Annotated in this window: 12 protein-coding genes; 9 read left to right on the top strand and 3 right to left on the bottom strand. The window is 64.4% G+C overall.

Annotated elements, in window-relative coordinates:
* Positions 1-37 precede the first annotated feature (37 nt).
* From QXZ85_RS12625 to QXZ85_RS12595, 7 genes are all read left to right on the top strand, one after another.
* Positions 38-418, top strand: coding sequence for a hypothetical protein (locus QXZ85_RS12625; RefSeq protein WP_315729574.1), 381 nt, complete (start codon positions 38-40; stop codon positions 416-418).
* Between the two features lie 38 nt (positions 419-456).
* On the top strand, positions 457-2,646 hold the full coding sequence (locus tag QXZ85_RS12620; protein ID WP_315768598.1) for a TonB-dependent receptor family protein: 2,190 nt from the start codon (positions 457-459) through the stop codon (positions 2,644-2,646).
* A 2-nt stretch (positions 2,647-2,648) separates the two neighbouring features.
* Positions 2,649-3,071: a copper uptake system-associated protein gene (locus tag QXZ85_RS12615; RefSeq protein ID WP_315729572.1), complete on the top strand. Its 423-nt coding sequence runs from the start codon at positions 2,649-2,651 to the stop codon at positions 3,069-3,071.
* Positions 3,072-3,084: 13 nt separating this feature from the next.
* On the top strand, positions 3,085-4,068 hold the full coding sequence (locus tag QXZ85_RS12610) for a DUF1775 domain-containing protein (protein ID WP_315741884.1): 984 nt from the start codon (positions 3,085-3,087) through the stop codon (positions 4,066-4,068).
* Positions 4,069-4,219: 151 nt separating this feature from the next.
* Positions 4,220-6,529 (top strand): xanthine dehydrogenase family protein molybdopterin-binding subunit, encoded by a 2,310-nt coding sequence (locus tag QXZ85_RS12605; protein ID WP_315704366.1) that lies wholly within the window; start codon positions 4,220-4,222, stop codon positions 6,527-6,529.
* Between the two features lie 117 nt (positions 6,530-6,646).
* The gene (locus tag QXZ85_RS12600) at positions 6,647-7,096 is read left to right on the top strand and encodes a c-type cytochrome (RefSeq protein ID WP_315704365.1); all 450 of its coding nucleotides are present in this window, start codon (positions 6,647-6,649) and stop codon (positions 7,094-7,096) included.
* A 135-nt stretch (positions 7,097-7,231) separates the two neighbouring features.
* The gene (locus tag QXZ85_RS12595; protein ID WP_315741883.1) at positions 7,232-8,152 is read left to right on the top strand and encodes a cytochrome c; all 921 of its coding nucleotides are present in this window, start codon (positions 7,232-7,234) and stop codon (positions 8,150-8,152) included.
* 27 nt (positions 8,153-8,179) lie between these two features.
* Here the strand turns inward: QXZ85_RS12595 and QXZ85_RS12590 are convergent, their stop codons facing one another.
* Positions 8,180-9,346, bottom strand: a complete 1,167-nt coding sequence (locus tag QXZ85_RS12590) for an ABC transporter substrate-binding protein (RefSeq protein WP_409977717.1) — start codon at positions 9,344-9,346, stop codon at positions 8,180-8,182.
* Positions 9,347-9,610: 264 nt separating this feature from the next.
* On the opposite strand from QXZ85_RS12590, the gene QXZ85_RS12585 reads away from it, so the two are divergent.
* Positions 9,611-12,103 (top strand): EAL domain-containing protein, encoded by a 2,493-nt coding sequence (locus QXZ85_RS12585; RefSeq protein WP_315742000.1) that lies wholly within the window; start codon positions 9,611-9,613, stop codon positions 12,101-12,103.
* Here the strand turns inward: QXZ85_RS12585 and QXZ85_RS12580 are convergent.
* Complete coding sequence (locus QXZ85_RS12580; RefSeq protein WP_315704363.1) at positions 12,060-13,172, bottom strand: helix-turn-helix domain-containing protein; 1,113 nt, start codon at positions 13,170-13,172, stop codon at positions 12,060-12,062. The genes QXZ85_RS12585 and QXZ85_RS12580 overlap by 44 nt on opposite strands.
* A 541-nt stretch (positions 13,173-13,713) precedes the next feature.
* Entirely contained in the window at positions 13,714-13,959 is a 246-nt protein-coding gene (locus QXZ85_RS12575) for an Lrp/AsnC ligand binding domain-containing protein (protein ID WP_315704362.1), read from the bottom strand.
* Between the two features lie 119 nt (positions 13,960-14,078).
* Between QXZ85_RS12575 and thiD the strand changes: the two genes are divergently transcribed.
* On the top strand, positions 14,079-14,879 hold the full coding sequence (gene thiD, locus QXZ85_RS12570) for a bifunctional hydroxymethylpyrimidine kinase/phosphomethylpyrimidine kinase (RefSeq protein ID WP_315729571.1): 801 nt from the start codon (positions 14,079-14,081) through the stop codon (positions 14,877-14,879).
* Positions 14,880-14,936: the final 57 nt, after the last annotated feature.

Here is a 14,936-nt window from a genome sequence, read left to right as displayed (position 1 = left end):
CCTGTTCGGCCGATAAGGTTCGAGGCGGGGATTGGGCGTGATCAAGAAAACTCACATCCGGGGCATCGCGAGGACGGCGGTCAGCATTGCGGCCGCCTATATCTTTGCCTTGCAGGTCGTTCTGGCGAGCCTCGTCTCGGCCCAGATGTCGGCACCGGTTCTCGACGTCGCCCAAGCGCTGTGCGTGGACACCGGAATTTCCCACGGGTCCGACGCGCCGAAGTCACCCGATCCTCATCGCGGCTTTTGCGCCATCTGCGCGTTTGCAGCTCACGCCTCGCCGCTGCCGCAGGCGGAAGCCGGCGTCATCCGGCGCGTCCCCGCGGCTGCCCATCAGGTTCTCGCCGCGGCGCTGCCGGCGCGCGATGACCGTCTGCACGATCCCCGCACCTCGCAAGGACCACCAGAGAACACGTAACCGACGTTTGCAGGTTTTCGTTCTCCAGAGGTCCCATGATGTCTCGTTTCGTAACCGCGCTTTGCGCGGCGACGTGCCTTGTCACGTCGTCATCCTACGCCTCGGCTCAGGCGCAACAGAGCTCACAACTGCCGCCGGTCAATGTCGAGCCGCCGCAGCCGCAACAGGCGAGGTCCGCGAGGTCCAGCACCGAGCAGGCCCGGCGTGCAGGGCGCGCGCCACAACCGACTGCGTCCCAGCCGGCGACCGCACCCGCCCAGCCTTCCGCCAGCCTGACCGTGCCGGACACGCAGCGGGCCACTCGCGCGATCGAGCAGACGCCCGGCGCCGTCGCCCTCGTGCCGGACACCGCCTACAAGAATGCGCCAGCGCAGACCATCAAGGACGTGCTGGATTACGTTCCCGGCGTGTTCGCCCAGCCGAAATGGGGCGACGACACCCGTCTGGCGATCCGCGGTTCGGGCCTGTCGCGCAATTATCACCTGCGCGGGACCCAGCTCTATATGGACGGCATCCCGATCAACACGTCGGACGGTTACGGCGACTTCCAGGAAATCGATCCGACGGCTTACCGTTATGTCGAAGTCTACAAGGGCGCCAATGCCCTGCAGTTCGGCGCCAATGCGCTCGGCGGCGCGATCAACTTCGTGATGCCGACGGGACGCGATGCATCCTGGTTCGACACGCGTCTCGATGCCGGCGCCTTCGGCTATCTGCGTAGCCAGGTCTCCTCCGGCGGCGCGAGCGGTCCGGCCGACTATTTCGTGACGGGATCGGCCTGGCGTCAGGATGGCTACCGCGATCACGGCTGGGGCAACGGTGAGCGCGCCAGCGCCAATTTCGGCTATCAGTTCTCGCCCGAGTTCGAGACCCGCTTCTATCTGAATGCCAACACGGTCCGGCAGCGCATTCCGGGCGAGGTCACCAAGGACAGTGCGCTGAATTCGCCGAGGACCGCCGCGACCGCCAACGTCGTCAACGACTGGCAGCGCAACATCGATACGGTCCGGATCGCCAACAAATCGACGATCCGGCTCGACAACACCGAGATCGATTTCGGCGTGTTCGCGGTCGAGCGCCATCTGATGCATCCCATCTATCAGTGGCTCGACTACCGCTACCATGACTATGGCGGCTTCGTGCGCGCGGTCGACGACCGGATCATCGGCGGGCACCGCAACCGTTTCACGGTCGGCCTCAACATCCTGAACGGCACCATCGACGCCGATCAGTTCGCCAATATCGGCGGCAACAAGGGTGCGCAGCTGTCGTCGCTGCTGCAGAAGCCGGAGAACTACACGCTCTACGCGGAGAACGCCTGGTACGTGGTGCCGAGCGTCTCGCTGATCGCGGGCGCACAGTTCCTGCACGCAGTCCGGGCGCAGCAGGTCAACTTCTCACTCAATGGCGACGTGCCCGGCGCCAGCACTTTCAACATCTTTAGCCCCAAGCTGGGCCTTCTCTGGGATGTCGATCCGTCCTGGCAGGTGTTCGCCAACGTGTCCCGCAGCGGTGAGGCGCCCAGCTTCGGCGAAAGCGTCGCGCCGAACTTCCTCAATCCGACCTTTCCGACCATCCCGTTCTTCGACATCAAGGCGCAGACGGCGACGACCTATGAGATCGGCACCCGCGGCCGCCGACCGGACGTGACCTGGGATCTCGCGTTGTACCATGCCGATCTCCGCAACGAGCTGCAGTGCTTCTATTCGTCGTTCGGGACGTGCAACGTCACCAATGCCGATCGGACGATGCACCAGGGCGTCGAAGCGGGGCTTGGCGTCAGCCTGTTCAAAGGACTCGCGGTCCATGCCGGCGCGCCCGACAGGATCTGGCTCAACCTAGCCTACACTTACAGCGATTTCCGCTATGTCAACGATGCGACCTGGGGCAACAACCGGCTGCCCGGCGCGCCACCGCATTTCCTGCGCGCGGAATTGCTCTACAAGCATCCGAGCGGCTTCTCCGTCGGTCCGAACATCGAATGGATTCCGCAAGCCTATTACGTCGACAGCGCCAACACGCTGACGACCGAGCCCTATCTGATCTGGGGCCTGAAGGCCGCCTATGACGACGGCAGGAACTTTTCCGCCTATGTCGAGGGCCGCAACCTCGGCAACAAAGCCTATATCGCGGCGACCAGCATCATCGACCGCGCTACTGCGGCCTCGACCCTGTTCAACCCCGGCAATGGTCGGGCGGTCTATGCAGGCATGAGGTGGAGGCTATGAGGATGACGATCCTGAAGGCCCTCATGGCCGTGGCTTCGTTGGTGAGGGCCGATGCGGCTGTTGCCGGTGCGGATCAAGACGCGGTCCGTGACGTGCTGATGGCCACCTTCGACAAGCCGGAGGCGCGTCTTGTGGTCGATCCCGTCGTCGTGTCGGGCGGACACGCGATCGCGGATTGGACACAAGGCGCCACCGGCGGTCGCGCGCTGCTCAGGCACGGCGCGAACGGGTGGCGCCTGGTTCTGTGTGCCGGCGACGGAATCAAGGATTCCGCGGCGCTCAGGCTCGCCGGTGTGTCGTCGTCCGACGCCGCCGAACTCGTGGCGGCACTGGCCGCGAGCGAGCAGCAACTGACGCGCGACCGCCTTGCGTTGCTGTCGAGCTTCGAAGGTGTCGTCCGCATGGACGGCGAATTACGTCAATGATCGGAGGTATGTCTTGAAATCGATCACAGCTGCAGCAGTCGGTCTGCTTGCCATCATCGTCGGCCAACCCGCCTCGGCCCATGTCGTGCTCGACAAGCCCGAGGCGCGGATCGGAAAATCCTTCAAGGCCGTGCTGGCGGTGCCGCATGGCTGCGAGGGATCGGCCACCATTCGTCTGACCGTGTCGGTGCTGGAGGGCATGATCGCGGTGAAGCCGATGCCCAAGCCGGGCTGGACGGTCGAAGTGAAGAAGGGCGCCTACGCGCGGGCCTATCCGTTCATGCACGGCCAGCAGCTCGCCGAAGGTGTCAAGGAAATCACCTGGAGCGGCGGCCGCCTGGAGGATTCCTTCTACGACGAGTTTGCGTTTTCCGGCTTCATCGCCGACACGTTCAAGCCCGGCGACGTGCTGGCCTTTCCCGCCGTCCAGGATTGCGAGACCGGGGTTACGAAGTGGGTCGAGCTGGCTGCGACCGGGCAGGACCCGCACACGCTGAAATATCCGGCTCCGCTGCTGCGTCTCTCGGCTGCCGGCCCCTTGGCTGGAGTTTCAAAGGGCGCCATAGCGATCTCCTCGGCCTGGTGTCGGGCGACACCTGCCGGTGCCAAGGTCGGAGCGGGCTATCTGACCATCACCAATGCCGGTCCCGAGCCGGACCGTCTGATTGCCGTCAGTTCAGACCTCGCCGAGAGGGCCGAGATTCATGAGATGGTCACGCATGATGGCGTCATGACGATGAGATCATTGGAGCAGGGCCTTGCGATTGCTCCCGGACAGACGGTGACCCTCGCGCCCGGCGGGATTCACTTGATGTTGAATGGGCTCAAGGCACCGCTGGTGCAGGGACAGGAGACGGTCTTGGTGCTGGAGTTCGAGCGCGCGGGCAAGGTTGCGACCCTGCTCGATATCCTCGCGGTCGGGGCCCAAGGTCCCGTCGGGCAGGAGGGAGCGGCCGCTTCCTCCGATTCGGCGATGAAGCAGATGCACCAGCACTGATTGTCGGGTGCGCGTGGCGGCGAGGGGCACCTCCCGCCACGCGGATGCGACGCAGCATCAATCGTGGATGCCGCGAAGCGTTTGCGTGGCCCGGCGATCCGCTGCAATATGCTGGCAATATTGCGAGGAACGCAACGGGAAGTGGAACAAGATGACAGCTCCAATCAAATTCGGCGTCGGTCAGAGCGTTCTCCGTAAGGAGGACGACGCACTGATCCGTGGCAAAGGCCGCTACACCGATGATCTCGCGCCATCGGCTGCATTGCATGCGCTGGTGCTGCGCTCGCCGCATGCGCACGCCAAGTTCACGATTAATGTCAGCCAGGCGCGGCTGTTGCCCGGTGTAGCCCTGATTCTGACGGCCGACGATGTCGCGGATCTCGGCGGACTGCCCTGCCTGTTCAATCTGGAAACCGACCCCTTCACCGCGCCGCCTTACCCGATCCTCGCCAAGGACGAGGTGCGCCATGTCGGCGACGCCGTGGCCTTCGTGGTTGCCGATACGCTCGATCACGCCCGCGATGCGTTGGAGGCGATCGAGGTCAACTGGACCACCTTGCCGGCGGTCACCGGCGTCGCCAATGCGGTCAAGCCCGGCGCACCGCAGGTCTGGCCCGATCATCCGGGCAATGTTCTGTTCGACGTCTCGATCGGCGACAAGAGCGCAGCGGACGCGGCGTTCGCCAAGGCTCATGCTGTAGCCGAGGTCAGGATCGTCAATCCGCGCGTGGTCGCAAGCTTCATGGAGACGCGGGCTGCCGTCTGCGAATACGACGTCAAGCGCGACCATCTGACGCTCACGGCCGGCAGCCAGGGCAGCCATCGCTTGCGCGATATCCTGTGCCAGAACGTGCTGAAGATCCCGGTCGAGAAGATGCGCGTGATCTGCCCCGATGTCGGCGGCGGTTTCGGCACGAAGCTGTTTCCCTATCGGGAATATGCGCTGCTCGCGGTCGCCGCTCGCCACCTGCGCAAGTCGGTGCGCTGGGCCGCTGACCGCGCCGAACATTTCATGGGCGATGCGCAGGGGCGCGACAACGTGACCGTCGCGAAGATGGCGCTTGCCGAGGACGGCAAGTTCTTGGGAATGGATGTCGACCTGATGGGCGACATGGGCGCCTACCTCTCGACCTTTGCGCCCTATATCCCGCATGGCGGTGCCGGCATGCTGCCGGGGCTCTACGATATCCAGGCGTTCCACTGCCGCGTCCGCACCGTCTTCACCCACACCGTTCCGGTGGACGCCTATCGCGGCGCCGGCCGGCCCGAGGCTGCCTATGTGATCGAGCGTCTGGTCGATGCCTGCGCCCGCAAGCTCGATATGAGCGTGGATGCGATCCGCAAGAAGAACTTCATTCCGCCGCGCGCGCTGCCCTACAAGACCGCGACCGGCAAGGTCTACGATTCCGGCGACTTCGCCGCCCATCTCAAGCGCGCGATGGAGATCGCCGACTGGAAGGAGTTTCCCAAGCGCGCGAGGGCGGCGAAGAAGCATGAGCTGATCCGGGGCATCGGCCTTGCGAGCTATGTCGAGGTCTGTGGCACGATGGGCGAGGAGACTGCCAACGTTCGCCTCGATCCCAATGGCGACGTCACCATCCTGATCGGCACCCAGTCGAGCGGGCAGGGCCATCAGACCGCCTATGCGCAGATCGTGGCCGAGCAGTTCGGCTTGCCGCCGGAGCGCGTGCACATCCATCAGGGCGACACCGATGAGGTTGCGACGGGCCTCGGCACCGGCGGCTCGGCCTCGATTCCTTCGGGCGGCGTCAGCGTGCAGCGCGCGACCCATGAACTCGGCGACAAGCTGAAGCAGGTCGCGGCCGAAGCGCTCGAGGCCGGCGTCGGCGATCTCGAAATTTCCGAAGGGCGTGTGCGTGTTGCTGGCACCGACCGTGCCATCAGTTTCGCCGATCTCGCCAAGCGCCCGGGCGTCGATCCCGCCAAGCTCAGCGGCAGCGCAACCTTCGCGAGCGCGGACGGCACCTATCCGAACGGCACCCATGTTGCCGAGGTCGAGATCGATCCCGCAACCGGCATCACCAGGATCGTCAACTACGTGATCGTCGACGATTTCGGTGTCACGCTGAATCCGCTGCTGCTCGCCGGCCAGGTGCACGGGGGTGCGGTGCAGGGCATCGGTCAGGCGCTGATGGAGCAGGTGGTCTACAACGCCGCGGACGCGCAGCTGGTCACCGGCAGCTACATGGATTACGCGCTGCCGCGTGCGGCCGATGCGCCGCATTTTGTGTTCGAGACCCATAACGTCCCGTGCAAGACCAACCCGATGGGGGTGAAGGGCGCCGGTGAAGCCGGTGCGATCGGATCATGTCCGGCGGTGGTCAACGCGATCATCGATGCGCTGTGGCGCGAGTGCAAGGTCGACCATGTCGATATGCCGGCCACGCCCGAGCGGATCTGGATCGCCATTCGCGAGCAACATCGGCGTCATAGTCTGTAGGTAGCTTCCCCGACATCCGCCTCAATTCCGGAATAAGCCGCCGGCACTGGGGTTGAACGACAGGTTTGCCCCGCCCAGGAAGGCTGGGTGGGATTGCGACAACAATGGAGCGAATTGATGAAGCGGACTGTGGTAGCCGTTGCAGCATTGCTGCTGGGGGCAGGCGCTGTGATGGCACAGCAGGATCTGGTCAAGCATGACCAGGAGACCATGAAAGCCAATGCGAAGAATCTTGGCGGCGTGATGATCGCGATGGTCAAGGGCGAGAAGCCTTACGACCAGACCGCGGTCAATGCCGCGCTCGCGCAGCTCGACGAGACCGCCAAGAAGCTGCCGACGATGTTTCCGGACAGCCTGAAGGCGGCGAAATTCGGAGGCGATTACAGCCCCTCGCCGAAGATCTGGGAAGACAAGGCCGGCTTCCAAGCCAAGATCGACAGCTTCGCCAAGGTCGTCACCGAAGCCAAGGCCAAGGTGAAAGACCTCGACAGCCTGAAGGCGGTCGCGCCTGCGATCGGCAAGGAATGCGGCGGCTGCCACGAGACCTTCCGTCTCAAGAACAGCTGATGGGCAGTCTGCAGGACGGGCGGATGCATCTGCATCGGCCTGCCTATCTTCTCGTGTCGGGGCGATGTCCGGTCTGGCTCGCCCCGACATCGCCTCGCGGCCACGCTGCCAGGACATGCTGAATACGGACCAGCGATGCTGCGACGCGTTCTCATTTCGCTCTGTACACTCGGTATTGCCGCGCTCATGGCCTTTTGGTGGCTCACGCTGCCAAGGGCCATGTCGCTGGCACTCGCGCCACGCACGCCTGATCTCGCCAATGGCCAGGAGGTGTTCAACGCCGGCGGTTGCACGTCCTGTCACGCGGTGCCGAACCAGCCCGACCGGCTGAAGCTTGGTGGCGGACTGCCGCTCGCATCGCCCTTTGGCACTTTCTATGCGCCGAACATCTCGCCAGATCCGACCGACGGAATCGGGCGCTGGAGCGAAGCCGATTTTGTCAATGCGCTGCTCCGTGGCGTCTCGCCCGCCGGCACTCACTATTTCCCGGCATTTCCCTACACGTCCTACGCGCACGCCAAGGTGGAGGACGTCCGCGATCTCTTCGCCTATATGAAGACGCTGCCGCCGGTGTCCGGCAAATCGCGCGATCACGAGCTTCCCTTTCCGTTCAACCTCGGCCGCAATCTCGGCGTTTGGAAGCTCTTGTTCTTCGACGACAAGCCCTTCACGCCCGATCCATCACGCTCGGCGCAGTGGAATCGCGGCGCCTATCTTGTCAACACGTTCGGTCATTGCGCCGAGTGCCACAGCCCGCGCAATCTGCTGGGCGGCCTCATCGCAGCGCAGCGTTTTGCCGGCGGCCCGGATCCTGAAGGGCATGGCTTCGTACCGAACATCACTCAGAAAAGCCTGGCCGACTGGAGCGAAAGCGACTTCGGCTATTTCCTCGAAAGCGGACAATTGCCCGACGGCGACAGCGTCGGGGGCGCAATGACGCGTGTGATCCGCAACACCTCGCAGCTCAGTGCGGAAGATCGCGCCGCGATGGCGATCTATCTGAAGTCACTGCCGCCGGTGGAGGGGCCGCCGAAGCCAGCGAAGCCGGCCGGCTGAACGGCAGGCGGTCAGCGCGGGCTTCAATCAGAAGCCTTCGATCAGCTGGAAGCTGCCGTCGCCCTGAATGACGGTCAGCGATACGTGGGGCGGATTGGATCGGCGCGCGGCGCCGAATGCGACGACCGTTCCGCCGATGTCGAACTGGCCGGTCTCGTTGATGACCCGCACCAGGTCTGCTCGCGTCGGATTGGGGCCGGCCATCTCCAGGGCTTGTCCGACCAGTCGTCCGGTCAGGTAGCCTTCGAGGGCGATGAAGTCCGGCGGCTGGTTCGGGTCCAGTGCCCTTTGCGCCATCTGATAATCGGCCACGAGCTTCTTCTGCGTGTCCCATGGGAACGGCACGACCTCTGACACGATCACGCCGCGGCCGTCGGGCCCGAGCTCCTTGGCGAGAGCGTTGGCGCCGACGAAGGATATCGCGACGAAGGTCGGGGTGAAGCCGCTGCGGTGCGCCATCTTGATGAATTCCGCGCACGGGCCGTAGGTCCCGACCAGGATGACCGCCTCCGGTTCAGCGCGCCTGATGACCTTGAACGCGACGCCGACCGCGCGCGTGTTGCGCTCGAACGTGCCTTCAGCGGCGAGCTCCAGCCCGCGTCGGTCCAGATAGGTCTTGACCCCATTCAGCACATCGCGGCCGAAGGCATCATCCTGGTAGAAGATGCCGATCCGGGTCAGGTGTAGATTCTCGGTCAGGTATTTGATCCAGACCTCGGCCTCTGCCGCGTGGCTGGCGCGGATGTTGATGACGTTCTGAAACTCGGTATCGCGCAAGGACGCGGCGCCGGATACCGGGCCGATGAAAGGCACATCGTTGGAGGTGGCGATCGGCACGGTCGCCATCACGGTCGGTGTGCCGACCGCTCCGATCAATGCGAACACCTTGTCCTCATAGATCAGCTTCACGGTTTCGACCACGGAACGGTCCGGGTCGTAGCCGTCGTTGCGGCTGATCAACTTGAGCTTGCGGCCATGCACGCCACCCTTGTCGTTGATCTCGTTGAAGGCTGCGAGCAGGCCTTGCCGGGTTGCCTGTCCGATCGCGGCAGATGGCCCCTCGAGCGCGGCCACCTGGCCGAACACGATGGTGTCGTTGGTCACGCCCAGTTCGTCAGCGTCTGCGACGCCGGCGAATAGACTGCAGCCGAGCAAGGCAAGACAAAAGGGAGTTCGCAAACCCGAGAGCGCCATTTTCATTCGTCTTATGAGTTGCAGCATGGTCCGCATCGACCATAGGTCGGCCGAGTGAAGACCGCGCTAAGACGGCCGGGCAAGGATGATGACGTATTTCGCTACCTGCGAAAGCCGCGTGTTAACCAAGCCGCCGCTGCGCCGCGGAGTCGCAGGCATTCTTTCACCGTCCTTAACTCCGTGGCGTGTCCGATAGCGCATGTAAACATGGACAGCCGTGTGGACGGGGGCCGGGATTTGCAGGTGGAAGTGCGCAGCGGACGGATGCTGAAGAAGCCCGGCGATGATCGTGCGGGCGGCGCGCGCGAGACTTTGCGCGCCTCATCCAAATACCGTCTTTATCGTCCGGCCCTGATAGCCGCCTGTCTCGGCACGGTGCTGTCGCTGGTCGGCACCGTTGCGGTTGGCCGTTGGGAAAACCGTCTTGCGCGCGCCGAGTTGGAAGGCGTTGCCGAGGCGCAGGCCATTCTGATCCAGAACGGCCTCAACGAATATGTGAGCCGCTTGACCGCGCTGCGGACGCGGTTCGAGACCGCGAACGACGACATCACTCGCAGCGAGTACCAGACCTTCAGCGCCCGGCTGTTCGAAGCCCATCCGGGTATCACGCGGATCGCTTGGCTCCCCCGGATCTATCGCAAGGAGCGCGGCGAATACGAAGCCGCAGCCATCACCGATGGCGTGCCCGCTTATCGCATCAAATCCTACCCCGATGGGGCGGTTGCGCCGGAGCATGATGAGTACTTCCCGGTGTATTTCTCCACCGAGCCCAAGACCTCGATTGTCTACGGGCTCGACTACTGGACCTTTCCCGACCGTCGCTTCGTCCTGGAACAGGCGCGCGACTATGACATGATCACGGCGCTGCGCACGCGCCTGTTCGAGGAACAACCGAGCAGCCGTTCCGCCGCGGTCATGGTTGCCGTGCCGGTTTATGTCAAAGGCACGTCGCGGACCACGGTCGCCGATCGACGGCGCAATCTGACCGGCTTCATCGTCGGCCTGTTCGACCTGCCGCTCTTGCTGCAGTCGATCCGTGCGAACAACCCCAACAGCCCGGCGCTCGCCATCAACGTGCTGCCGCCCGAGAAGGGCCTGGAATCGTCGGGCGTGGATCCGCAGCGCTGGCCGGCCGACCCAAACGTATGGTCGACGACGTTGCGCATCGGCGATTCGGATTGGGCGTTTCAGGCAGCTCCCGCCGGCAACGGCGGCTTGATCGCAACCCACAACCGTGCGCTTGCGATCTATGCCGCCGGAATCGCCACCACGATCTTCCTCGCCGTCTATCTCGCACTCTCCAGCCGCAATGCCTTGCAGCTGGCGCTCGCCAACCGCCGCGTGCTGGAATTGGCGCAGACGGACGCGCTGACGGGCCTCGCCAACCGGGCGTTCTTCCTGGAACAGATGGAGCGCATCAACGCGGCGAGCGGAGGTCGGTTCACGGTGTTCCTGTGCGACCTCGATCGCTTCAAGAACGTCAACGATTCGCTCGGCCACGGGGCCGGCGACGCCCTGCTCGTGCAGGTCGCGCAACGGCTCAGATCGCAACTGCGCGCCGACGATGTGCTGGCGCGGCTTGGCGGCGACGAGTTCGCGCTGATCCAGGCCAATTGTTCCGAGCAGCGGGGCGCGGCGACCGACCTGGCGCAGCGCATCACCAAGCTGATTGCCGAGCCGTTCCAGCTGTCCGGCCAACGGGTCGAGATCGGCACCAGCATCGGCATTGCGCTGGCGCCGGAGCATGGCCGCGGCCACGAAGATCTGCTGAGGAAGGCGGACCTTGCGCTCTATCGTTCGAAGTCGGCCGGACGGAGCTGCTTCACCGTCTATGACGACGTGATGCACGCCGAATTCGAGGCGCGCAATACGCTCGAGGGCGACCTGCGCGACGCCATCGCCCAATGCCAGTTCGAGGTGTACTATCAACCCTTCTACGATGTCGAGACCCGCGAGCGATGCGGCGTCGAGGCGCTGGTCCGCTGGCGACATCCGGTCAAGGGTCTCGTGCCGCCCGATCAGTTCATCCCGCTGGCGGAGTCGACCGGATTGATCGTGCCGCTCGGCGAGTGGATCATCGGCCGTGTCTGTGACGATGCGACATCGTGGCCCGATGACGTCAAGGTCGCCGTCAATCTTTCGCCTGTGCAGTTCAAGCAGGCGGAACTGTTCGATGTCATCCAGTCGGCGCTGGCGCGGACCGGGCTTGCTGCCGAGCGGCTCGAAATCGAGATCACCGAATCCGTGCTCCTGGAGCGTGCGGCCGAGAACGAGAACTTCATCGACAAGCTCAAGGGGATCGGGATCTCTCTGGCACTCGATGATTTCGGCACTGGTTATTCGTCGCTGCGCTCGCTCACGGCCTTCCCGTTCGACAAGATCAAGATCGACAAATCATTTGTTGCCAAACTGAGCGAGGGCGATGAAAGCGTCGCCGTCATTTCCTCGGTGGTGACCTTGGCGCGTGGGCTCGGCATGCAGATCACCGCCGAGGGTGTGGAAACCGAGGAGCAGCTCGCGCGCCTGGAGCTGCTTGGCGTCAACTTTGCGCAAGGCTATCTGCTCGGGCGTCCGATGCCGATCAGTCAGCTCGAAGACCATCTGCAATTCGTGCGGTCGATCGACAGCCCGCCTGCCGAGGAGCCTCAGCCCGAGCCGGGCCAGGACGCGGACGTATTCGCCGAAGCGAGCAGCGCCGGTTCGGTGGTGACGCTCATTCCTCGCGTGGCGGCGCTATCCCGCGCATCCAGCGCGTGAGGGTGGACAGTCCTGCGTCGGCCTGCTCGGATGCGTGTTGCTGTGAGCCAAGCAGCGCGGCCTCGCGTGCGGCGCGCGGCGTGATCCCATACGCAGCCTTGAATGAGCGCGCGAAATGCGCGTCTGTCCCGAGCTGCCAGCGCCGTGCCACTTCGCTGATCCGGGTATTCCGCGAACCGACCAGATCGAAAAAGGCCCGATGCAGGCGGCGGCTGCGGATGTATTCCGCGATGCCGCCGAGCGGCGCGAACAGGCGGTAGAGCGATGCGCGCGACAGGCCAAAATGCGCTGCGACGGACTCGGTGTTGAGATCGGCGCTCGAGAGCTGCGTCTCGATGTACTGCCGGATGCGAAACAAGGAGGTTTCCTCGGGCGCGATGCGCTCGGCGTCCCGGCGCTCGATTTCGCCCCTGATGCAAGCCGACACCAGCGAAACGGTGCCTTCGACGACGGCTTGGCACTCCTCGAAGCTCATGCGCGGTGCGTAGTCGAGCAGGGCTTCGAGATGCCTTGCGAGCAGCGCTGTCAGAGGGCTATTCGCGGCCAGCACAAGGCCATGGAGCCCTTGCATCTGCAGCAGACGCGCGTCGAACATCGGGCGCGGTATCACCAGGGTAAGGTTTTCGAACGGGCTCGCCCAGGTCTCGAACGTCTGGGCGAGGTCGAGGACGCAGATGTCGCCCGCGGTGACGCGGATTGGGCGCTCGCCCGCCGTGCCGTGATAGCCGCCACGGACATAGGCCTGAATGATGACGTGGTCGACGCCGCTACGGGCAATGGTGTGGGTATCGCGGCGAAAATGCTGGCCGCTCGCCCGCGCAAGGCCGAACAGCACTGAGCCCATCGCGAAAGAGCGGACGTCGGCCCGAAACGGGCCAGGCTCGTTCGCCGCCAGTTCGTCGACCTCGAAAAAGGTGGAGACGGCTGCGCGCCAGGCCGCGATGTTCGCCTCGGTCTCCATCCCCTCGGACGAAAAGCCGAAGCTCGGCACTAGCGACGATACCGTCTTGATCTCAGTCTCCACGACGTCCTGCTGCTGCGGCGGTTCCGAAATTCGCTTCCGTTTCATGGGCCGCGTCCATCGTGCGATTTCCGAGCCGCCCCTTAAGAGAATCCCGAGCAACCACGAATTGGCGAGCGGTGCTCCGGCGCCAGCCGTCGCAAAGGTTTTCCCCAGGCAGGATGCGAGTTCTGGCGTCCGACCGCTAGCCTATTTGCGCTTCTGTCTCAATCTCTTGATCGGCTGTCCCGTCATGCGCAATCGGCTTGACCGGAGGCGCGTGCGCCCGCCTAAAGACGCTCATACCCAAGTTGCCGGAAACGGCCGGGTCCTTCGGCAGCCGTCAGGCGCGCGCGAAGCGACCCGGCCGGGACACGCGGGCGTGTCGGTTCGGTTTTTTTAGCACCAAAATCCAGTCCATACCTTTTCAATAGGATGCGCCCGCCGGAAACGGCGGGCGCTTTTGCAAGAGCCTCTGGTACATTTGGGCGATAAGAGCAGGTCGCACGGGATTGGCGTCAACCTGCCAGGATGCGCGCCCAGCGCAGGATGCGCAAATGTCCGACGCCGCACTTGGCTGCGAGAGAGGCCGCTGCGAACATCGCGCCGCTTAGACGGTGCCGAAGGCCTTGAAGGTGATGATCGTGTGGGTGTCCTGAATGCCTGGGATCACCTGGACCTTCTCGTTGATGAAGTGGCCGATGTCGGTGTCCCTGTCGACGTAGAACTTCACCAGCAGGTCGTAGTCGCCCGCGGTCGAATAGATCTCGGAGGCGATCTCGGCTTCGGCGAGCGCGTTCGCAACCGCGTAGGACTGGCCGAGCTTGCACTTGATCTGGACGAAGAAAGGAACCATCGCAGGCTGTCTCCGAAAGGCTTGTCGGACCTAAATATAGGGTTTTGCAGGGGAGTCGAGACGCAATCCGGACCACGGCGGCGCTTGCCGAGGGCGGGGAGCCCGCGCTAGGACGGATTATGACCACGCCCGTTGTGCTCACCATTGCCGGCTCGGATTCCTCAGGCGGGGCCGGCATCCAGGCCGACCTGAAGACCTTTGCCGCGCTCGGCGTCTACGGCGCCTCGGTGCTGACCGCGCTGACGGCCCAGAATACGCGCGGCGTGAGCAGCGTCCATCTGGTGCCGCCGGAGTTCGTGACCGCTCAGATCGATGCGGTGTTCGACGATCTCGACGTTGCCGCGGTCAAGATCGGGATGGTGGCCCAGGCGTCGGTCGTCGAGGCCATCGCCGCAAGTCTGGGCCGCTGGAAGCCTGCCCATGTCGTGCTCGACCCGGTGATGGTCGCAACCTCGGGCGATCGGCTGCTGCCTGAAGACGCCGTCGCGGCGCTGCGGCGGCTCCTGATCCCGCTGGTCACCTTGATCACGCCGAACCTGCCGGAGGCGGCCGCGCTGCTGGACGAGGCCGTGGCGACCGATGCGGCCGCGATCGAAGCCCAGGGCCGGCGGTTGCTCGCGCTCGGCTGTCCGGCCGTGCTGATCAAGGGCGGCCACGGCCAGGGACCCGAGAGCACGGACTATCTCGTCACAGGGCAGGCGAGCCTCAGGCTGACCGCGCCGCGCGCGGCGACCCGCAATACCCATGGCACCGGCTGCTCGCTGTCCTCGGCGGTCGCGGCGGGGCTTGCGAAGGGAGAAGATCTCCAAACAGCGGTGCGCAACGCCAAGGCCTTCATCAGCAACGCCATCGCGGCTGCCGACCGCTTCACCGTCGGTCACGGCCACGGTCCTGTGCATCATCTGTATCGGTTCTATTGACGGCATCGCCGGCGTTTGACGATGGTGCCGACACATCCATGACATGCAGTGCGGGCA

It is taken from the genome of Bradyrhizobium sp. SZCCHNGR1005, assembly GCF_032489995.1.
In the GTDB taxonomy this organism is placed as follows: Bacteria; Pseudomonadota; Alphaproteobacteria; order Rhizobiales; family Xanthobacteraceae; genus Bradyrhizobium.
This window is presented reverse-complemented; position numbering and strand designations above follow the sequence as displayed.